The sequence below is a fragment of the Vibrio sp. L85 genome, assembly GCF_963871815.1.
Classification (GTDB): Bacteria; Pseudomonadota; Gammaproteobacteria; order Enterobacterales; family Vibrionaceae; genus Vibrio; species Vibrio harveyi.
Genome location: NZ_CAWMYL010000108.1, coordinates 193,981 through 215,109, shown reverse-complemented (window position 1 = coordinate 215,109; position 21,129 = coordinate 193,981). Strand labels below are relative to the sequence as shown.

The 21,129-nt window shown below is 45.4% G+C and carries 21 protein-coding genes; 16 read left to right on the top strand and 5 right to left on the bottom strand.

Annotation, left to right across the window (positions count from 1 at the left end; all coding sequences use genetic code 11):
* The first annotated feature begins 180 nt into the window (after positions 1 to 180).
* The 3 genes from nlpI to vmrA all read left to right on the top strand — a co-directional run bounded on the left by nlpI (position 181) and on the right by vmrA (position 3,019).
* A complete protein-coding gene (gene nlpI, locus AACR11_RS10935) occupies positions 181 to 1,104 on the top strand; it encodes a lipoprotein NlpI (RefSeq protein ID WP_005449143.1) in 924 nt (307 codons plus the stop codon).
* Between the two features lie 97 nt (positions 1,105 to 1,201).
* On the top strand, positions 1,202 to 1,615 hold the full coding sequence (locus AACR11_RS10930) for a MarR family winged helix-turn-helix transcriptional regulator (protein ID WP_017817698.1): 414 nt from the start codon (positions 1,202 to 1,204) through the stop codon (positions 1,613 to 1,615).
* A gap of 57 nt (positions 1,616 to 1,672) precedes the next feature.
* Positions 1,673 to 3,019: a sodium-coupled multidrug efflux MATE transporter VmrA gene (vmrA, locus tag AACR11_RS10925; protein ID WP_079324723.1), complete on the top strand. Its 1,347-nt coding sequence runs from the start codon at positions 1,673 to 1,675 to the stop codon at positions 3,017 to 3,019.
* A gap of 70 nt (positions 3,020 to 3,089) precedes the next feature.
* Here the strand turns inward: vmrA and AACR11_RS10920 are convergent, their stop codons facing one another.
* The 3 genes from AACR11_RS10920 to AACR11_RS10910 form a co-directional block, all read right to left on the bottom strand.
* Complete coding sequence (locus AACR11_RS10920; protein ID WP_005449138.1) at positions 3,090 to 3,968, bottom strand: U32 family peptidase; 879 nt, start codon at positions 3,966 to 3,968, stop codon at positions 3,090 to 3,092.
* Between the two features lie 20 nt (positions 3,969 to 3,988).
* Entirely contained in the window at positions 3,989 to 5,002 is a 1,014-nt protein-coding gene (gene ubiU, locus AACR11_RS10915) for a ubiquinone anaerobic biosynthesis protein UbiU (RefSeq protein WP_005431919.1), read from the bottom strand.
* 149 nt (positions 5,003 to 5,151) lie between these two features.
* Positions 5,152 to 7,191 carry a sensor domain-containing protein gene (locus AACR11_RS10910; RefSeq protein ID WP_005449136.1) on the bottom strand — a complete coding sequence of 680 codons (2,040 nt, stop codon included), beginning with the start codon at positions 7,189 to 7,191 and terminating at the stop codon, positions 5,152 to 5,154.
* Positions 7,192 to 7,457: 266 nt separating this feature from the next.
* On the opposite strand from AACR11_RS10910, the gene ubiT reads away from it, so the two are divergent.
* Positions 7,458 to 7,985 (top strand): ubiquinone anaerobic biosynthesis accessory factor UbiT, encoded by a 528-nt coding sequence (gene ubiT / locus AACR11_RS10905; protein WP_005431915.1) that lies wholly within the window; start codon positions 7,458 to 7,460, stop codon positions 7,983 to 7,985.
* Positions 7,969 to 8,472: a GNAT family N-acetyltransferase gene (locus AACR11_RS10900; RefSeq protein ID WP_009702025.1), complete on the top strand. Its 504-nt coding sequence runs from the start codon at positions 7,969 to 7,971 to the stop codon at positions 8,470 to 8,472. Before ubiT ends, AACR11_RS10900 begins: the two co-directional genes overlap by 17 nt.
* An 84-nt stretch (positions 8,473 to 8,556) precedes the next feature.
* Here AACR11_RS10900 and AACR11_RS10895 read toward each other — a convergent pair whose 3' ends face one another.
* The gene (locus AACR11_RS10895) at positions 8,557 to 9,009 is read right to left on the bottom strand and encodes a hypothetical protein (protein WP_005449133.1); all 453 of its coding nucleotides are present in this window, start codon (positions 9,007 to 9,009) and stop codon (positions 8,557 to 8,559) included.
* A 63-nt stretch (positions 9,010 to 9,072) separates the two neighbouring features.
* Here AACR11_RS10895 and AACR11_RS10890 point away from each other — a divergent pair, with 63 nt between their 5' ends.
* From AACR11_RS10890 to deoD, 11 genes are all read left to right on the top strand, one after another.
* Positions 9,073 to 9,471 carry a DNA polymerase III subunit psi gene (locus AACR11_RS10890; RefSeq protein WP_005449132.1) on the top strand — a complete coding sequence of 133 codons (399 nt, stop codon included), beginning with the start codon at positions 9,073 to 9,075 and terminating at the stop codon, positions 9,469 to 9,471.
* Positions 9,472 to 9,483: 12 nt separating this feature from the next.
* Positions 9,484 to 9,942, top strand: coding sequence for a ribosomal protein S18-alanine N-acetyltransferase (rimI, locus tag AACR11_RS10885; protein WP_017189163.1), 459 nt, complete (start codon positions 9,484 to 9,486; stop codon positions 9,940 to 9,942).
* Positions 9,943 to 10,150: 208 nt separating this feature from the next.
* Positions 10,151 to 11,218: a GGDEF domain-containing protein gene (locus AACR11_RS10880; protein WP_009698716.1), complete on the top strand. Its 1,068-nt coding sequence runs from the start codon at positions 10,151 to 10,153 to the stop codon at positions 11,216 to 11,218.
* A gap of 132 nt (positions 11,219 to 11,350) precedes the next feature.
* Positions 11,351 to 12,940 carry a peptide chain release factor 3 gene (prfC, locus tag AACR11_RS10875; RefSeq protein ID WP_005449129.1) on the top strand — a complete coding sequence of 530 codons (1,590 nt, stop codon included), beginning with the start codon at positions 11,351 to 11,353 and terminating at the stop codon, positions 12,938 to 12,940.
* A 122-nt stretch (positions 12,941 to 13,062) separates the two neighbouring features.
* Positions 13,063 to 13,230, top strand: coding sequence for a DUF5363 family protein (locus tag AACR11_RS10870; protein WP_162860700.1), 168 nt, complete (start codon positions 13,063 to 13,065; stop codon positions 13,228 to 13,230).
* Complete coding sequence (locus tag AACR11_RS10865) at positions 13,217 to 13,990, top strand: TatD family hydrolase (protein WP_029790380.1); 774 nt, start codon at positions 13,217 to 13,219, stop codon at positions 13,988 to 13,990. The genes AACR11_RS10870 and AACR11_RS10865 overlap by 14 nt, the downstream gene beginning before the upstream one ends.
* A 204-nt stretch (positions 13,991 to 14,194) precedes the next feature.
* The gene (locus tag AACR11_RS10860) at positions 14,195 to 15,478 is read left to right on the top strand and encodes a NupC/NupG family nucleoside CNT transporter (RefSeq protein ID WP_005449124.1); all 1,284 of its coding nucleotides are present in this window, start codon (positions 14,195 to 14,197) and stop codon (positions 15,476 to 15,478) included.
* A 580-nt stretch (positions 15,479 to 16,058) separates the two neighbouring features.
* Positions 16,059 to 16,835: a deoxyribose-phosphate aldolase gene (gene deoC, locus AACR11_RS10855; protein WP_005449122.1), complete on the top strand. Its 777-nt coding sequence runs from the start codon at positions 16,059 to 16,061 to the stop codon at positions 16,833 to 16,835.
* A 98-nt stretch (positions 16,836 to 16,933) separates the two neighbouring features.
* On the top strand, positions 16,934 to 18,262 hold the full coding sequence (deoA, locus tag AACR11_RS10850) for a thymidine phosphorylase (RefSeq protein ID WP_005449121.1): 1,329 nt from the start codon (positions 16,934 to 16,936) through the stop codon (positions 18,260 to 18,262).
* 68 nt (positions 18,263 to 18,330) lie between these two features.
* A complete protein-coding gene (locus tag AACR11_RS10845) occupies positions 18,331 to 19,551 on the top strand; it encodes a phosphopentomutase (RefSeq protein ID WP_005449119.1) in 1,221 nt (406 codons plus the stop codon).
* 146 nt (positions 19,552 to 19,697) lie between these two features.
* A complete protein-coding gene (gene deoD, locus AACR11_RS10840; protein ID WP_005449118.1) occupies positions 19,698 to 20,417 on the top strand; it encodes a purine-nucleoside phosphorylase in 720 nt (239 codons plus the stop codon).
* A 91-nt stretch (positions 20,418 to 20,508) separates the two neighbouring features.
* Here deoD and AACR11_RS10835 read toward each other — a convergent pair whose 3' ends face one another.
* Complete coding sequence (locus tag AACR11_RS10835; RefSeq protein WP_009698713.1) at positions 20,509 to 21,114, bottom strand: YtjB family periplasmic protein; 606 nt, start codon at positions 21,112 to 21,114, stop codon at positions 20,509 to 20,511.
* Between the last annotated feature and the right edge of the window lie 15 nt (positions 21,115 to 21,129).

Here is a 21,129-nt window from a genome sequence, read left to right as displayed (position 1 = left end):
AAGATTCGACTTTTGGTCTTTTATTAGCTTAAGAGCCTGAAAGCATGCTATAAAAGGGGAGCATTTTCGCTCCCCTTTTTTTTGGCCTGTTTCGTCAAGTTTAGCCTCAAGCGAAGTTAAATATCCTATAGTGCATAAAGAGAAACAGACCCAGAGCGGTCCAAACAGGAGTACCAATTAGTGAAATGGTTTCAAACCGCAAGTTTATGTGTCGCTATCGCGCTGACCGGTTGTGCTAACACCTCTCAACAATCGGCACAAAAGTGGATCTATCCTCCGATGGCGGTACCGCTACAACCAAGCGTGCAACAAGAAGTCCAGATTGCTCGTCTTTCTCAGTTATTACAACGTCCAGATTTGAGTGACGAAGTTCGCGCTAAGATGCATTACGAGCGCGGTAACTACTACGACAGCGTTGGTTTGCGTGATCTTGCCCGTTTGGATTTTAATCAGTCTTTGCAACTTAACCCTGCTCAACCAGATATCTTTAACCTACTAGGGGTGTATTTCACTCAAGTTGGTGAGTTTGATGCGGCTTACGAAGCATTTGATTCGACATTAGAGCTTGCACCAGAGAATTCATACGCAGAGCGTAACCGCGCGATTGCGCTTTACTATGGTGGTCGTATCGATCTGGCTTTAGAAGACATGACCAAGCATTACCAAGAAATGCCGAGCGACCCATTCCGCGCGTTATGGTTGTACATCATCGAAGCAGAACAAAATCCAGAGCAAGCGAAAGCGAACCTAGAAAAGCGTTACCAACGCGATCGCAGTGAAGAGTGGGGCTGGGTTCTAGTTGCCATCATGTTGCGTGATGTATCTGATGACGCAGCGTTAAAAGCCATCATGGATGGTACGCGTGAAAACTACCGTCTTGCTGAGCGTCTAACAGAAACTTACTTCTACCTTGGTAAGCGTTACCAACTAGAAGGTGATATTGCTGATGCGATTTCACTGTACAAGTTAGCAATCTCTTTCAACGTTTATGAATACGTAGAACACCGTTACTCCTTCTTGGAACTGGCGCAAATCTACGATCAGTTGCAGCAAGAACAACTTGCTAAGCTCAAAGCTGAGCAACAGAAGCAAGAAGAAAAATAGCCATTAGCCGCTCAACTAGAGCGGCTTTTTTGTGCTTGAAGAATTTGGTGAGCTTCTCTAAAATAGTTAGCCTTGCTAACTAAATGGGCGGAACGTAATGGCATTAGAAAAAAGCCTGATCGATTTAGAACGCTTTTGTGCAAAGGCGTGGCGAGTGTATGCCAAAGAAGATCCGCTTTCGCATCTAAGCTTTAATGAGTTTGATTACTTGCGAGTGATCCAGCTTCATCCAGAAGGTATACGCATTACTGACTTGGCGGAAGAGCTTCAAGTTACCAAGCCTTCGGCTTCAAACATGGTGGTTCGTTTGGAGAGAAAGGGCTTGGTGAAGCGTATTGCTTGTAATGAAGATGCTCGTTCTAAGCGCGTGCTGCTAACAGAAGAAGTGATCGAAGAAATGTCATTGGAACAGGTGGTATATAAAGACATTTCACAGCAGCTTATGTGTAAGTTGGATGCGAAAGAAGCACAGCAATTGAAAGCGCTATTAGATAAAGCGCTCGGAAACTAAACCTATTTTTTATTCTTTTATCTATTTAGTTAGCCTTGCTAACTATTGGTGGTAGTCATGCAAAACTCTATTTATAAACAGTTTTGGAAATACACAATTCCGACCGTCGCAGCCATGCTGGTCAACGGTTTATACCAAGTCGTTGATGGTATCTTTATTGGTCGTTATGTAGGTGCTGATGGATTAGCGGGGATCAACGTTGCGTGGCCGATCATTGGCTCGATACTCGGTATCGGTATGATGGTGGGCGTGGGTACGGGCGCTCTAGCCTCTATCAAGCAGGGGGAAAAAGACCGTGAGGGCGCGAAACGCATCCTTTCTACTGGTTTATTGCTTTTAGTCGCTTTGATGCCAGTTGTAGCAACAACATTGTTCTTCTTCGCCGATGATTTTATTCGCTGGCAAGGCGCGGAAGGTCGTGTTTATGAACTTGGTTTGCAGTATCTGCACATCTTAAGCGTCGCGTGTGTGTTCTCGCTTGGGTCAATTGCGGTGCCGTTCTTATTGCGCAATGACGATAGCCCGAATTTAGCCACCATCTTGATGGTGATTGGTGCCGTCATCAATATCGTGCTCGATTATATCTTTATTGCTTGGCTTGGCTGGGAGCTTAAAGGAGCGGCAATCGCAACTGCGTTAGCGCAGATGGTGGTGACGATTCTTGGTGTTGGTTACTTCTTTACTGCAAGAGCGAAGATGCGCCTGTCGACTGGCGATCTGAAAATGCAGTTTGATGTCATCCCTAAGATTGTCATGATCGGCACATCGAGCTTCTTTATGTATGCCTATGGCTCAATGATGGTCGCACTGCACAATGCGCTATTTGCCCAATACGGCAGTGCATTGCTTATTGGCGCTTACGCTATCTTGGGCTACATAGTGACGGTTTACTATTTGATTGCGGAAGGCATTGCCAATGGTATGCAACCTCTAGTGAGCTACAACCATGGTGCGCGTAATCAAGACAATATTCGTAAGCTGTTGAAGGTCGCAATGGGGACTTCGGTGCTAGGTGGGGTTGTGTTTGTTATTCTGATGAACATTTTCCCATACGAGTTTGTGTCCGTGTTTAACAACGCCGACCAACATCTTATTGATGCGACGGTAGTGGGGATTCGTCTCCATATGTTTGCGCTGTTCTTAGATGGCTTCTTGGTGGTTGCCGCAGCGTACTACCAATCGGTGAACAAAGGCAGCAAAGCGATGTTCGTGACCATTGGTAATATGGTGATTCAATTGCCGTTCTTATTCATTATGCCAAAGCTATTTGGTGTTACTGGTATCTGGATTGCGTTCCCATTATCTAACATAGCTTTGAGCTTAGTGGTGATGACAATGCTGTGGCGCGATATTAAGAAGCTAATGAACGAGAGCTCTGTAGAGGCAAGTATTCAAGCGTCTTAACGACGAACAAAAATAAAAAAGCGAGGTTATAACCTCGCTTTTTTATTGCTTTGAAGCCCGTGAGAAAGAGTTAGATGTTCTTCACTTCCAGACCCGCAAGTTGATGCCAATAACCGTTACATTGGCGGTCTTGGATCTTGCCAGGGTTAGTACCTTTCTCATTGGAACGGAACTGATCCAGTTCAGAGAAGGTGCTAAGACCAAGTGGGCTCAAACGTACCACGTCAACTAGACCTTCCATGCTTGGCAGATCGTTGATCAGGTTGTAGCAGTAACCAGACTGAGTTTGGATACCGTTTAGGTTAAATACTTCCTGACCCTCTTGGCTGCTTACTTTAATGCCCGTTGGGTACTTAATACAGCAGGTTTCGCAGTCATCTTTGGCTTTGTTTTCTGCACGAGCTGTAAAGCAGCGCGCCGAGTAAGCCAGAGGCAGATAACCATGGCTGAAGACTTCTACTTCAAACTTATTACGAATACCAAGTTCATCACATTGAACCAGAGTGTTGCTGAGCCATTCGCGTGATAGTTCTACTGGCATGCACCAGCGGATCATGCCTTGTTTTAGAAACAAGTTAAGCGTGTGAGCGTTGTAAGTATTAACCGCAGGACCAACGACGAAAGGCACTTTATGCTCAGAAGCCAGTTGAACCGCGGACACGTCATTGGCTTCAATCGCGAAGTCACCGTTGTCGATGTACTTCTTCATGATGTTCACTTCACTTGGCGCTTCTAATAGTGCCATCGTTGATAGCACGACTTGTTTGCCAGATGCAGAGAGTTCTTTCGCGATATCGAACCAATGTGCAGGCTTCATTTCACGACGTTTCGAACATACGGTTTCACCAAGGTAGATGATGTCCGCAGAGCTTGATTTTGCTTGTTCATAAAACGCTTCAACATCTTGCTTTGGCCAGAAGTACAACAGTGGACCAAGTGCGTATTTCATTGAGTTATCCATCTTAACCTCTACTGCCATTTACGGTGGTAAGCACCAAGAGTGGTTTGCGTGCCTTCAGACACGTTTGCCAACGCTGCATCCCAAGCCGCTTCTACTTGGTAAGCTTCTGGGTTTGCTTGGTAGCGATCAATCGCTGCACGCCATGTGCGCGTTACTTGTTCTACGTACGCAGGACTCCGTTGGCGACCTTCAATTTTTACTGAAGCGACATTAGCGGCAAATAGCTCTGGCAGCATCGACAGGGTGTTCAAACTGGTTGGTTCTTCCAGTGCGTGATAACGTTTTTTCTCGCCTTCAATTTCAGCTTCAAAACGACCTTTACATAAGGTTGGGTAGCCCGCGTTTTCACCTGCGCTGTAGCGATCGATCAGAATGTCGTTAAGACGAGACTCCAGACCATTCTCAGTCTCTTGCCAGCGGACGTATTTTGCTGGAGAACATGCACCAACGGTGTTTGGTGATTCACCTGTCATGTATGACGATAGGTAGCAACGACCTTCTGACATGATACACAGGCTACCAAAAGCAAAGACTTCTAGCTCGACATCACTGGTGATATTGCGAGAAAGCTGTTTTACCTGATGGATAGACAGTACGCGAGGCAGTACTACGCGTTTTACGTTGAAGTTTTGTTTGTAGAAATCAACGGCTGCAACGTTGGTTGCTGAAGCTTGCACAGAAAGGTGCAGCTCGAGCTCTGGGTATTTGCGAGCAGCGTACTCAAGTACCGCAATGTCAGCCACGATCAGTGCATCGACACCCAGTGCTGCTGCATTGTCGACAGCGTTTGTCCAACGTTCGAAACCATTTGGATGGGCAAAGGTGTTGAGTGCAACGTGGATCTTTTTGTTGCGGTCATGAACGTATTGCACCGCTTTTTCTAGCTTCTTGCCGTTGAAGTTCAGACCAGCAAAGTGACGCGCGTTGGTATCGTCTTTAAAGCCGATGTATACGGCATCTGCACCGCAATCAATCGCAGTTTTTAACGCAGGCAGGTTACCCGCAGGACACAAGAGTTCCATATGCTCACAATCATAGAGAATAAAAAGGTGCCCGCATTTTATGAAGAATTATGAATAGCGAAATTGACCTAAGTTAGGTTTAGCTCAATAAAGTTGAGATTTACCCCTTGAGAGTAAGGGGTAACACTCAGATTTTGTTGCAGTTGAGATCAGTTCTTATGACGGCGGTTTTGCGCAAACAACTCTTCCACTTCGTGTTTAGGTTGAGGACGGTAGAAATGGAAGCCCTGAATCGAGTTACATTGCAGGTTCGATAGCAGTGTTGCTTGCTGGTGGGTTTCTACACCTTCGGCAACAACGGTCAAATCTAATGATTTACCAAGATTGATGATGTTCTCAATCACCGTCACCTGTTTCGGTAGTGTATCGATGTCGTTGATAAACGCACGGTCGATTTTTAATTCATCGATAGGGAAGCGTGCTAAGTAGGAAAGGGAAGAGTAACCAGTACCGAAATCATCGATAGACAGCGCAAAACCAAGCTTCTTGATCGCATTAAGCATTTGCAAAGTGTGTTCGCTATCGCTCATTACCGCACTTTCGGTGAGCTCAAAGGTAATGCAGCTTGGGTCAAGTTCAGTAGTGCGCAGTAACTTCTCCATATAGTCGATCAGTTGTGGGTTACCGAACTGCTCTGGAGAAAGGTTGATCGCCACGCGTCCCGGTAGAATGCCTTGCAGTTTCCAACGTTTTACTGTGTTAAACACATCGCGCATGACCACGCGACCAAGGTGTTCAATTAAGCCTGCACGCTCGGCGACAGGGATAAATGCGCCCGGGCTGATGTAGCCTTCGACTGGGTGCTTCCAACGTACAAGCGCTTCGGCGCCGTTAATGCTGAAGTCACGCGCGTTAACCTTCGGTTGGTACCAGACTTCCAACCCGTTTTGCTGCAAGGCTTTCTGCAGTTCAATTTCTAGCCATAAACGCATGCGCGCTTCTTTGTTCATCTGATCGTTGAATTTAATCAGACGGTTCCGACCGCGATCTTTCGCTTCATACATTGCAGTGTCAGCATTTTGCAGCAGAATGCGTGCATCTTGCCCATCTTCGGGGTAACGCACACTACCGATAGAGCATGCAAGGCGTTTACTGAAGTGATGCAGATCGAAAGGTTGGTTAATCAGAGAAATAATGCGCTCAGAGAGAATCTCCGCCATGCGAGTGTTTTCTGGCTCAGGCAGAATGATACCAAACTCATCGCCGCCCAAGTGCCCAATGATGGCTTGATTAGGTAAAGATCGTTTTAAGCGGGCGGAGACTTCTTGAATCACTTTGTCACCGATGTGGTGACCAAGTGAGTCGTTAATGTTCTTAAAGTTATCGATGTCGAGGTAGAAAACCAGCAACGGTGTCTGGCTCTTAATCAGTTGCTCTAATCGTTTCGTAAAGCCAAAGCGGTTATACAGCTTGGTCAGTGAATCGATGTGTGCGTCTTCATTGGAATTAGAAGAGAGCAGCTTGGGCGCGTCATCGGCATCTTGGATCAAAATGATTTGAGATTCACTCCCAAGAATTGCTGTGGTATCAGCATGCAACTGAACTTTCCGTTCGAAGCCACAGCGGGCGCTGGTCAGACACACAAAAGGTTTTTCAGAAAGTAATGTGCTGATGCGATGGGTGAAGACTTTTTTGCTGTTTTCATCGATAAACAAGCGAGTCAGCTCTTCACCAAGTAGCTCATGAGGCGAGTTCAACCCGAGTAAACGTGCGGAGGCTGGGTTGGCAGAGATGATGATGTCATCTTCTACCAATAACAAACCGTCAGGCAGTAATTGGGTTAATTTGGCGAACTTACTTTCTGACTCTTCTAAAGAACGAACCAGAATTTGTTTCTCAGACGTATCGATGGCGTGGAAGACCACGAAGCGGATTTCATTTTCTTCATGAACTGGAGAAAGGCTAAAGTGGAGGCTGGTTTCAAGGTCCGTTTCGTCAAGCGTGATTTCCGCTTCAACATGATCGCCTTTGAACGCGCGTTGGTAGTAGGGCGCGAGCTTCTTATAGAACTGCTCTCCCAGTACTTGGCTGTCGTTCAGACCAACGATGTCGTCGTGTCCTAAGCCTGCAATGTCACAATAGCGATCACTTACCATTCGATAATTGTGTTTCTTATCAAGAATGGCAAAAAAGAATGGGCTATTTGAGGTAAGCGTTGCAAACCAATGTTGTAATTGCTGGGAAGGCATTAAGGTGTTACCGATCTCCAATGAGCCTGATTATTCGTCCGTGTAATAAAAACGCTATTTTGATAACTATAACTTTGAACATACCGTTATTAAAGCGTTTATCCACGTCTTCGCGTCAATAATACACGTAAGGTCAAAAAAACGACGCTTGGGTGAGTAAAACTGCCTATTTCTAAAACAAACAGATTTATTGATACATAACAGGTACTGGTATTACTCTATTGCGTAAGATAGACAACCTTATGACAAAGTAACGGATAATTAGCGTGTTAAACAAGATTCGCAGTCAACTAGTAAAGAACGCAGCATCAATTTTGCGATCTCCAGTCCAGTTATTGCCACAAACTGTTCAGAAAAAAGCCTTATTGGAAGGTTTGAAAATGGTGTTCAAAGAAGCCCTAGAAGATGGCGATTTTGAGTTCCTTGAAGACAAGTGGTTAAAAGTTGCGATTAAAGACTTGAACTTAGCATGGTACATCAGCTACCAAGATGAAAAATTAGTGGTAGCAGAGAAACCGGTTCAGGAAGATGTAAGCTTTAGTGGTAACCTTAACGACCTAGTACTTATTGCTGGTCGCAAAGAAGACCCTGATACGCTGTTCTTCCAACGTCGTCTTTCTATCGAGGGCGACACTGAGCTTGGCTTAGAAGTGAAAAACCTGATGGACAGTGTCGACTTAGAGCAGTTACCAAAAGCGATGCAAGTAGCACTGAACCAATTGGCTGACTTTGTTCAGAAAGGGGTTCAAGCACCTGCACAAGAAACCGGAGTAGCGAATGCTTATTCGAACTGAAGCCCCTGCGGACATTCTCACCATTGACCGCTTATTAAAACACGCTTTCCCAACGGATGCGGAAGCCAACCTAGTGATGCGTTTACGTGAAAACGGTAAGCTCACTCTGTCTTTGGTGGCATGTACCGATGAAGGTGAAGTGGTTGGTCACGCGTTGTTTAGCCCTGTGACGTTGAATGGTGAAGATTTGTCATGGCAAGGTCTTGCGCCTTTGGCTGTACATGAAGATTACCGCCGCCAAGGCATTGCCGCTGAGTTAATCAAAGAAGGCTTTGATTCACTGCGTGATTTTGGTTACCCAGTGTGTGTGGTATTGGGCGAGCCGGGTTACTATGCGCGCCAAGGCTTTACAGCCAGCGAAGAGATGGGCTTCGACTGTGCGTGGGAAGTACCGCAAGGTGCGTTCCGTGTAGCAGAATTGGTCGAAGGTCAGTGTGACGGACGTTCTGGTCGCATCGATTATTCTCCAGAATTCTCTGAGCTATAATTGCCAACATTGAATGACAAAGCCCGCTGTAAAAAGCGGGCTTTGTTTTTGAACTCTTAGTGAGTCGTACAGAGTAAAAGTGGTTTAATCCTGTTCTTGGACGCGTTTTTTACCCCAAACTTCGATTTTTGCCTTTTTACTCATGCCAGCAGCATTCAATGTCATGTTACCCCAGCTTTTGTATTCCATCTCTAAACGTTTGAATTTCGCATCTTCAGAACCCGGCAGTGTCCAAGCGCGCGTCGACATGCCTTTGGTCAGAGTACCAACCATGGTTTTGAGTTTTTTCTCGCTGCCATCGGTCATGGTCACTTTCATGTTCTTAATACTCATGGTGCCTTGAGTGCACTTAATTTTGATCTTGCTGAATTTACGGTTTTGAAACAGACCGTTTGGCTCTACTGTGTCGGTTTCTGTTTGGAAGTTCACGGTTTTCTCTGCGATCAGCTCCCAACCATCGTTGCTATCCTTAGCGAATGCGGTAAAGCTGGTGGTGGCGATAAGTAACGTAATAGCGATTGATTGGAAAAGCTTCATAACACCTCTGACTTTAAATGCGAAATTTTGATAGGATTGCCTCGTTCAAATAGGTGACAAAAGATGTCAATTAACGAGAAACAATATTTACATGAAATGGGGATCAGCACTTGGGAGCTGAGTCACCCAGAAAGGCTGGAAGGCTATCAATCGCCATTATTGGATTTGCAAAGTTCTTGTAAACTCCTATTGGTATCGCCAACGTGTCCAGAAAACGAGACAGCTTTGATGTTTGAGCGTGTTTTAAAAAGCATTAAGCTCACGCTTGACGACGCGCTGCACCTAGAGCCTGAACGCTTATCCATGCTGGGTGAGCATCAACTAGAGTGGGTGTGGTTCGCAGGCTGTGAGGCAGATGCCAGCATCAATGCCAAGCAACTGACTTCACCGCTATTACAAGATATTGATGGCAACAACGAACAACGCCGTGCATTGTGGCAACAAATCTGTTCGTACTCTTAACGGAGCTAACGCGTGACAATTGAAATTACGCCGATGGGTGCGGAGCACCTTGACCAAGTTTGGCAAATCGAACAGCAAGCGCATTCTCACCCTTGGGCAGAATCTTTGGTTCGTGATTTATCCAGTCGCGGTGCTTGTCATCATGTGATGCTGGAAGGTACTCAGGTGGTGGGTTACTTCTATGGGCAGAATATTGTTGGGGAAGTGACGTTATTGAATATTGCCGTAGCGCCATCTCATCAAGGCAAAGGGCTTGGGCAAAAATTACTGGATGCGTTTATCGAATACTGCGAGCAAGCCAAAGCAGAAAGCGCTTGGTTGGAGGTACGTGAAAGCAACCACCCGGCAATCCATATTTATGAGCAAGCGGGTTTTAATGAAGTGGATCGTCGTTATAACTATTACCCAGCTAAAACGGGTAATGGGAAAGAAGATGCCATCATCATGAGCTACCTGTTTTTTAATGAGTAAGGTCTGTAGATAGCAAATAAATTGCACACACCTTAAGTTCATCGTCACATTAATAAGCCTCGGAATTCCCGAGGCTTTTTACTTTCTGGCATTTTACTTCATCCTTTTGACCGATTTGCCAAGCTTATTTTTGTTCGCTTTATTACCATGTAGGTTATAAGTTTATAAATTATATGAAACAAGATCTTGTCGGGAGGAAGAATTTACGATGCCGTATCCGCAAAAATTCGATACTCCTGTTGCTCAGTTGTTTGATGAGCAGAGTAGGGGAACTGTTCTAACTGTCTTAATGTTGGTGACCTTGGCGACATTTGTGCCACTTGGTATTAAAAATCTCCTGATTGGGGAGACATTCCTTGGGTGTGTTTTACTGGCTTTCCAACTGAGTTTCATTATTGAGTTTGCTGCATTGTTTATCCTTGGTGAAAGTAAAATTGGATATCGTATTCCACTGTTTTTGCTTTGGTTATCAGTGGTTTTAAGTGTGCATATCTTTGGCATCATCGCGACGTATTGGGTATTTCCGGTCATTGTGGCTTTGGTATTTATCATCCCGAGTAAAGATGCGTTGGTTACCAACGGGTGGATCATAGCTGGCTGTACATTCTCTGCTTGGTATCAACTTGAATGGAGCATCACTTTACGTTTTGTTGTTGCGGTAATTTGCTGCGCCATAGTTGCGCATGTGGCAGTGCATAAAATTGTTGAGTTGCAGGATAGGTTGAAGTTTCTTTCTACTAGAGACTCGATGACAGGTGCTCTTAATCGAGGGCAGTTAGAAGCTTTTCTTCTACGAGCCTTAGATGAAAAAAGAAGCGGTACCACCTCTTCAATAGCAGTCATTGATATTGACCATTTTAAACAGGTAAATGATTTGTACGGTCATGATGTTGGGGATGAGGTGATCAGTCAGATCGTTACAACGCTCAATGACTATTCAAGAGAGTACGATTTGCTGTTTCGATTGGGGGGAGATGAGTTCTTGATCTTGTTTGAAGGACTTTCCGATCAAACCGCGCAATTTATGATGAGTAGCATCAGCGATAAGGTGCGCGCCAAACATTATCCTCGCCATGCAAAAGTGTCTTTGAGTGTGGGCATTTCTGAGTGCTTGCTCGATGATGACACACCAGATCTTTGGCTAAAGCGTGCTGACATTGCTTTGTACGATGCAAAGCAAAATGGGCGGGACCAAATTGTAGTGGCTTCTACCATTGCTGCTGAAGTCGAATTGCTGGACTGGCAGGACGAAGCTCAGCAACGTAGTTATCTATAAACTCGCGAGGACAAACTCACGAGGAAAGTTGCCCCTAAAGCAATAATAAGCGAGAATACCGCGCAATATTGAATCGAATAAAGCTTGTTTGAATTTCGAGCAAGTCATCAGACATCAAAGAAGACCAGTTTCATGTCAAATACACCTTTTCTAGGCGAAGTTTCTAAGCGTAGAACGTTCGCTATTATTTCTCACCCGGATGCGGGTAAAACCACCATTACTGAAAAAGTACTGTTATTCGGAAACGCGATCCAAAAAGCAGGTACGGTTAAAGGTCGTGGTAACGCACAGCACGCAAAATCAGACTGGATGGAAATGGAAAAGGAACGTGGTATCTCGGTTACTACTTCTGTAATGCAGTTCCCTTACAACGATTGTCTGGTAAACCTACTTGATACTCCTGGACACGAAGACTTCTCGGAAGATACTTACCGTACTCTAACGGCAGTTGACTCATGTCTGATGGTTATCGATGCAGCGAAAGGTGTTGAGGACCGTACTCGTAAACTAATGGAAGTTACACGTCTACGTGACACGCCAATCGTAACCTTCATGAACAAACTTGACCGTGACGTTCGTGATCCAATGGAAGTATTGGATGAAGTAGAAAACGAATTGGGCATGATGTGTGCGCCAATCACATGGCCAATCGGCTGTGGTAAAGAGTTTAAAGGTGTTTACCACATTCACCGTGACGAAACGATTCTGTACGAATCAGGTCATGGTCATGAGATCCAAGAAGTTCGCATCATCAAAGGTCTAGACAATCCAGAGCTAGACGAAAAAGTAGGTGAAAGCCTAGCAGAAAGCGTTCGTGAAGAGCTTGAGCTTGTCATGGGCGCATGCCCTGAGTTTGACTTAGAGCTATTCCTAACGGGTGAACTAACGCCAGTTTACTTTGGTACGGCACTGGGTAACTTTGGTGTTGACCACATGCTAGACGGTCTGACGGAGTGGGCTCCTGCACCGAAAACGCGTCAAGCAGTTGAGCGTGATGTTGAAGCAACAGAAGACAAGTTCTCTGGTTTCGTATTTAAGATCCAAGCAAACATGGATCCAAAACACCGTGACCGTATTGCCTTCATGCGTATCGTATCGGGCACTTACACGCAAGGCATGAAGATGAACCACGTTCGTCTTGGCAAGCAAGTGAGTATTTCAGATGCGGTAACCTTTATGGCGGGTGACCGTTCTCGTGCAGAGCACGCTTACGCGGGTGACATTATTGGTCTACACAACCACGGCACTATCCAAATTGGTGACACTTTCACTCAAGGTGAAGCGCTGAAGTTCTCTGGTATTCCAAACTTTGCTCCGGAATTGTTCCGTCGTATTCGTCTAAAAGATCCATTGAAGCAGAAGCAGCTACTAAAAGGTCTGGTTCAGCTGTCTGAAGAAGGTGCGGTACAGGTATTCCGTCCATTGCAAAACAACGACCTTATCGTAGGTGCGGTTGGTGTACTTCAGTTTGACGTGGTTGTAGCTCGTTTGAAGTCAGAATACAACGTTGAAGCGATCTATGAAGGCGTGAACGTGGCAACTGCTCGTTGGGTTGAGTGTGGCGATGCGAAGAAACTGGATGAGTTCCAGCGTAAGAACCAAACGAACCTAGCATTGGACGGTGGCGATAACCTAACTTACATCGCACCGACCATGGTTAACCTAAACCTAGCGCAAGAGCGTTTCCCTGATATCGATTTCCGTGCGACACGTGAGCACTAATCGAATCTAACTCGCTTTACATCGCATACTAGATTATAAGCCGCCGTTAGCTATACACTTAGTTAACGGCGGTTTTTTATTTGGTTTACAAAGAACTCTATGAGCTAAAAAAAGGGTGGGCAATGAACTGGTTTAAAAAAGGACTTAAACGCTACGATGATTGGTGCAAAGAGATGGGACTAACACCCGATCAAAAGCGCAGTTGTGTGCCGTACAAACAAGACCCAGCTAATGAGCCACCTTCAACAAAGAAAGAAGAGCAAGAGAAGCCAAGTAATGAAACTATTTGATACTCATTGCCACTTTGACTTCGATGTCTTCCAAGATGACTTTGCATATCAAGTTGAGCTTGCGCGTGAGCAAGGAGTAGAGCGTATCCTTATTCCGTCTGTCGGGCCAAGTAATTGGACTCGCATTCAAGACCTCGCCAATCAATATTCTCATCTCTATTATGCACTGGGTTTTCATCCCTATTTTCTCCAACAAGAGTTTGAGCAATTTGCTCCAGAGTTGGAATCATTGCTTTCTTCTTCCAACCGGCAATGCGTTGCAATAGGAGAGTGCGGTTTGGATTTCACTATTGAAGTGCCAGTTGAGCGACAAGAGCGCGCGCTTGAGTTGCAATTTGAGTTAGCAAAGCGGTTTGATTTACCGGTGATCCTGCACAGCCGCAAAGCGCACAATCGACTTATTCAGATGGTTAAAGCGGCACATTTACCAAAAGGTGGGGTGTTGCATGCGTTCTCAGGCAGCTACCAACAGGCGATGGAATGGGTTCGATTAGGCTTTTCGATTGGCGTCGGAGGCACCATTACGTATCCGAGAGCTAACAAAACTCGCGACGCAATTCAAAGATTACCCCTTGAACATCTCGTCTTAGAAACGGATGCCCCAGATATGCCTATACTTGGCTATCAGGGTGAGCCGAATCATCCCTCACAACTTATTCATGTTCTCAATGAATTGACTTCTTTACATAGCAAAAGCAAGCAATCGATTGCTTCTCAGCTGTGGGAAAATAGCAATTCTGCTTTCTTTATATGTGAATAAAATCTAAAGAAGCTGTTTAAAAGCGAAAACGTTTTCCTGCTTATTGTGAGTTGACTCACAAACGAGAGTGAATCAATGATGAATCTTATAAGAAAGTGTGAGGGTGGCATTACTTTAATTGATTCTGCATGAGTATAATTGCCCCCGCTTTATAGCTCCATTTTGTAACACGCCAATAAATAACTTATAAGGAAGTCATAAACTATGAGCCTGTTTATGAGCCTAGTCGGTATGGTAGTGCTTCTTGCTATCGCATTTGCATTTTCCAATAACCGTAAAGCTATCAATCTAAGAACTGTGGGTGGCGCATTTGCTATCCAATTCATCCTAGGTGCATTCGTTCTTTACGTACCTTGGGGCCGTGATCTACTAAACGGTTTCTCTACTGGTGTTTCTAACGTTATCAACTACGGTAACAACGGTTCATCATTCCTATTCGGTGGTCTTGTTTCTGACAAGATGTTCGAAGTATTCGGCGGCGGCGGCTTCATCTTCGCATTCCGCGTTCTTCCTACACTGATCTTCTTCTCAGCACTGATTTCAGTTCTTTACTACATTGGCGTAATGCAGTGGGTTATCAAGATTCTTGGTGGTGCACTACAAAAAGCGCTTGGCACTTCTCGTGCGGAATCAATGTCTGCAGCAGCTAACATTTTCGTAGGTCAAACTGAAGCACCTCTTGTTGTTCGTCCTTTCGTTCCAAAAATGACTCAATCTGAGCTATTTGCGGTAATGTGTGGTGGTCTAGCATCTGTAGCTGGTGGTGTACTAGCAGGTTACGCTTCAATGGGTGTACCTCTAGAGTACCTAGTAGCAGCATCATTCATGGCAGCACCAGGTGGTCTACTATTCGCTAAGATTCTTCACCCAGAGACTGATCAGCCTCACGAAGACATCGAAGAAGCAATGGACGGTGGCGACGACAAACCAGCTAACGTAATCGACGCAGCAGCGGGCGGTGCGGCTTCTGGTCTACAACTAGCACTAAACGTTGGTGCAATGCTAATCGCGTTCGTAGGTCTGATTGCGCTTGTTAACGGTATGCTAGGTGGCATCGGCGGTTGGTTCGGTATGCCTGAACTGACTCTAGAACTAATCCTAGGTTACGCGTTCTCTCCACTAGCATTCCTAATCGGTGTTCCTTGGGACGAAGCAGTTGTTGCTGGTTCATTCATCGGTCAGAAACTAGTTATTAACGAATTCGTTGCATACTTGAACTTCACACCTTACCTAGGTGACAGCGCTCAAGTAGTTGCGGCAACTGGTGAAGTAATGTCTGAGAAGACTACAGCTATCATCTCATTCGCACTATGTGGCTTCGCGAACCTTTCTTCTATCGCGATCCTACTTGGTGGTCTAGGTAGCCTTGCACCAAACCGTCGTTCAGATATCGCTCGCATGGGTATTAAAGCAGTTCTTGCTGGTACGTTGTCTAACCTAATGGCAGCGACTATTGCAGGCTTCTGCCTTAGCCTTGCAGCATTTTAATTAGAATCGGTTCTTAATATATAGACGCCGTTTTAAACCATGCCCTGTAGCAAGAGATTGCTGCGGGGCATTTTTCGTTTTTTGGACCTGAAAACTTAACCGCACGTAGGTCTACGTGAGTGGCTTACGCAGTCGGTGGAATAGGGGCTGGAAAATTTTGAGATACAAACCGTTTGCGCTCTATTTGGTGCTACAGTTTTGCGGTGAATATCTATAATGTAGTAATCACGAGATCGTGGTTATGATAACCACTTAATCATAGAGTGAATATTACATACTCGATGGGCAAATGAATTGCCCTCAATATCAAATCAAACAAGCGTTTTATTGTTTGATGTGATATTAAAGACACCGCAATCATAGATTGTTGTGCCATAGGCCAAACTGGTACTGTGCGGTGACAAGGATAGCAATTGGCATATGACTTTTTCGCAGTATATGCCGAGTCTTCAGGGAACCAAGTCCGTTCATAAATAGACTGTTTAGCCAATTTCTCACACTGTCTCGACTTGTTGATTATAGTTAGAGAAGTGATGTGAGGCTGAGTAGTGAATTTTTTGAATATTGATCGGAGATAGAAATGAGCGATTTAAAAGCAGCAGCGCTACGTGCACTGAAACTTATGGACCTTACTACGCTAAATGATGATGACACTGATGCAAAAGTGATCTCACTATGTCATGACGCGAAATCTGCAGTAGGCAACACAGCTGCAATTTGTATTTACCCTCGCTTTATTCCTATTGCTAAGAAGACACTTCGTGAGCAAGGCACGCCAGAAGTTCGTATCGCAACAGTAACGAACTTCCCACACGGTAACGACGATATTGAAATCGCTGTTGCTGAAACAAAAGCGGCTGTCGCTTACGGTGCAGACGAAGTTGACGTAGTTTTCCCATACCGCGCTCTAATGGCGGGTGATGAGAAAGTGGGCTTCGAGCTAGTTAAGCAATGTAAAGAAGCTTGTGGTGACATCCTTCTTAAAGTGATCATCGAAACTGGTGAACTTAAAGAAGAAGCGCTAATCAAGAAAGCATCTCAAATCTGTATTGAAGCAGGTGCTGACTTCATTAAAACTTCAACTGGTAAAGTGCCAGTAAACGCAACGCCTGAATACGCTCGCATGATGCTTGAAGTTATTCGTGACATGGGTGTTGCAGAAACTGTTGGTTTCAAACCAGCAGGTGGTGTGCGTACTGCTGAAGATGCAGCGGCATACCTGGCAATGGCTGACGAAATCCTAGGTGATAACTGGGTTGATGCTCGTCATTACCGTTTCGGTGCGTCTAGCCTGCTTACAAACCTACTAAATACATTAGAAGTATCGGACGAAGTCGCTGATCCAACAGCGTACTAATTCCAACAATACGTCTGAACGGTAGCACCAACTTTGGTGCTACCAAACCTCTTCTATCCTACTTATACCATGGCTCAAAATGAGCTTGGGAGGCACTAATGTATTTACCACAAGAAATTATCCGTAAAAAACGTGACGGCGAAGTTCTAACAGCCGACGAAATCAACTTCTTCATTCAAGGCGTAGCGAACAACAGTGTATCTGAAGGTCAGATCGCTGCATTTGCTATGACAATCTTCTTCAATGAAATGACGATGCCAGAACGTATCGCACTAACGTGTGCAATGCGTGATTCAGGTATGGTTATCGATTGGAGCCACATGAACTTTGGTGGTCCAATTGTCGATAAGCACTCTACTGGTGGTGTGGGTGACGTAACTTCTCTAATGCTTGGTCCAATGGTGGCTGCATGTGGTGGTTTCGTACCAATGATCTCTGGTCGTGGTCTTGGCCATACTGGCGGTACGCTGGATAAGCTTGAGTCTATCCCTGGCTACAACATCACGCCAACAAACGATGTATTCGGTCAAGTGACCAAAGATGCTGGTGTGGCTATCATCGGTCAAACGGGTGATCTTGCTCCTGCGGATAAGCGTGTTTACGCGACTCGCGATATCACGGCTACTGTAGACAACATTTCACTAATCACGGCGTCGATTTTATCGAAGAAGCTTGCTGCTGGTCTTGAATCTCTAGTGATGGACGTAAAAGTTGGCTCTGGTGCATTCATGCCAACTTATGAAGCGTCTGAAGAGCTAGCAAAATCAATCGTTGCGGTAGCAAACGGTGCAGGCACTAAGACAACCGCTATCCTCACGGACATGAACCAAGTCTTGGCGTCTTCTGCGGGTAACGCAGTGGAAGTACGTGAAGCGGTTCGCTTCCTAACAGGTGAATACCGTAACCCACGTCTACTTGAAGTAACAATGGCGTCATGTGCAGAAATGCTGGTACTTGGCAAACTTGCTGAGAACACAGAAGACGCACGTGCAAAACTGATGGAAGCGCTAGACAACGGCAAAGCTGCTGAGTGCTTCGGTAAGATGGTTGCTGGTCTAGGTGGTCCTGCGGACTTCGTAGAAAACTACGATAACTACCTAGAAAAAGCAGAAATTATTAAACCTGTATACGCAACAGAAACTGGCGTTGTATCTGCGATGGACACTCGTGCTATCGGCATGGCTGTTGTTTCAATGGGCGGCGGTCGTCGCGTTGCGACAGATGAAATCGACTACGCAGTTGGTTTCGATAACTTCATCCGTCTAGGTGAAGTAGCAGATAGTGATAAACCTCTTGCGGTTATTCATGCTCGCACTGAAGAGCAATGGGAAGAAGCCGCTAAAGCACTTCGCAGTGCAATCACTGTAGGTGGTGAGTACACACCAACTCCAGAGGTTTACCGTCAAATCCGTGCAGAAGATCTTTAATCGAATAAGTAATTACACAAGGCCTACTCAACCATAATAAGAAGCCGAGTGGGCCTAAGGAACGAGCAATGAAAAGAGCATTTATTTTAGTACTAGACTCATTCGGCATCGGCGCAGCTGCAGATGCAGAACAATTTGGTGATGTAGGTTCAGACACATTAGGTCATATTGCAGACCAGTGTGAGCAAGGCTTAGCAGATAACGATCAACGTAAAGGTGCACTTCGTCTTCCAAACCTATCTAAGTTAGGTTTGGCAATGGCACATAAAGAGTCAACAGGTCGCTTCGCACCTGGCCTAGACGCAGATGCAGAAATCATTGGTGCGTACGGTCACGCAGCAGAGCTTTCTTCAGGTAAAGATACTCCATCTGGTCACTGGGAAATCGCTGGTGTGCCTGTTCTGTTTGATTGGGGCTACTTCACAGATAAAGCGAACAGCTTCCCGAAAGAGCTGACTGATCGCATCCTTGAGCGTGCGGGTTTAGACGGCTTCCTAGGTAACTGCCATGCATCAGGTACTCAAGTATTGGATGACCTTGGTGAAGAGCACATGAAGACAGGTCAGCCAATTTTTTACACGTCTGCTGACTCTGTATTCCAAATTGCATGTCACGAAGAGACTTTCGGTCTAGACCGTCTACTAGAGCTTTGCCAAATTGCACGTGAAGAGCTAGAAGATTACAACATCGGTCGTGTTATTGCGCGTCCTTTCATTGGTCCTGGTAAAGGTCAATTTGAACGTACAGGTAACCGTCGTGACCTTTCTGTTGAGCCACCATCAGCAACTGTTCTTCAGAAGCTAGTTGATGAGAAGCAAGGTGATGTGGTTTCTATCGGTAAGATCGCTGATATTTACGCGAACTGCGGCATCACTAAGAAAGTGAAAGCGACAGGTATCCCTGCACTGTTCGAAGCAACACTAGAGCAAATCAAAGAAGCGGGTGACAACACTATCGTATTCACTAACTTTGTAGACTTCGACTCAGCGTACGGTCACCGTCGTGACGTAGCGGGTTATGCTGCGGCACTTGAGTATTTCGATGGTCGCATCAACGAAGTGCTAGAGCTAATGGAAGAAGACGATGTTCTTATCCTAACGGCAGACCACGGTTGTGATCCAACATGGCCTGGTACTGACCATACTCGTGAGCACATTCCAGTAATTGTTTATGGTAAGAAAGTACCAGCGGGCTCACTAGGTCGTCGTGATAGCTTTGCAGATATCGGTCAAACATTGGCAAGTTACTTCGGTACATCACCAATGGATTACGGTAAGAACTTCCTATAATTAGGTAGGTTTTGAAAACTAGGAGCTTGATTGCTCCTAGTTTTATGTTGGCAGCATGAAAATGTTGCTTGTCGGAAATGAGAATATTCTAGCCAAAACCGCCAGTAGCAGTGCGGATCGCTAGAGACAGGTTAAGGAAAAGAAACATGGCAACTCCACATATCAACGCAGAAATGGGTGCATTCGCAGACGTCGTTCTAATGCCGGGTGACCCGCTACGTGCTAAATACATTGCAGAGACTTTCCTTGAAGATGTAGTTCAAGTATGTGACGTTCGTAATATGTTCGGTTACACCGGCACTTACAAAGGTCGTAAGATCTCAGTAATGGGTCACGGTATGGGTATTCCATCATGTTCAATCTACGTGACTGAGCTAATCAAAGACTTCGGTGTGAAGAAAGTGATTCGTGTAGGTAGCTGTGGCGCAGTGAACGAAGATATCAAAGTACGTGATGTTGTTATCGGCATGGGCGCTTGTACTGATTCTAAAGTTAACCGCATCCGCTTTAAAGGTCATGACTTTGCCGCTATTGCTGACTACAAAATGGTTCGCGCAGCAGAAGAAGCAGCGAAAGCTCGCGGCGTAGACGTAAAAGTAGGTAACCTGTTCTCAGCAGAACTGTTCTACACGCCAGATCCAGAAATGTTCGACGTAATGGACAAGTACGGTATCGTAGGTGTTGAAATGGAAGCGGCTGGTATCTACGGCGTTGCTGCTGAGTACGGCGCGAAAGCTCTGACTATCTGTACTGTTTCTGACCACATCAAAACTGGCGAGCAAACCACATCAGACGAACGTCAAACTACGTTCAACGACATGATGCTAATCGCACTTGATTCAGTATTGCTAGGTGATGAAGAGTAAGGGCGAACAGCCTTCTATTCTTTTGCTTATCAGCATAAAAAAACAGCCCGCATCATGCGGGCTGTTTTATTTTGATAAATTGGTTTTTGAACTACTTGGTTAGCAATAGGTTTTCACCTTTTTTACGGCGGATCGGCTGTCTGCGTAAAATCATGATGAACAGCATGCCACATGCAAAGCTCATCAGTACCATCATGTACATGTAACGATCACTTTTACGGTAGTGATGATCAGAGATTGCCGTTACACGACCGGTTTCAAAAGTCACTCGTACAAAGCCAATCACTGCGCCATCTGCCAGTACCGGTTCAACGAGCTGCTGACGTCCAATCGACGCTGTCGCAAGTGGCGTATCTAATCCAAGTACCTCTCGTACAGACAGCGCTTCTTTGCTGGATGCAAGACGCACACCTTGCGCGTCATAGATGGTCGCATCGAATACCAGACGGTCTTGTGCTAACTGATTCGTCAGTTTAAGCAGACGTTCTTGGTCTTTATTTATGATCATTTCACTGGCAGATAACGACGCCTGTGAAATCAAAACTTTTGTCAGGGTTTCAAGCTGCTGCGCTTGTATCTTCTCATTACCCTTACTGATGACGACACTGTTTTTGATGGTGACAAATAGCATCACACACAGCAGTATCAGCGCCAGAATTCGTAGGGCATTCCTTACTGAGAATAAGGATTCACTCATGCTCTTTACTCGTCC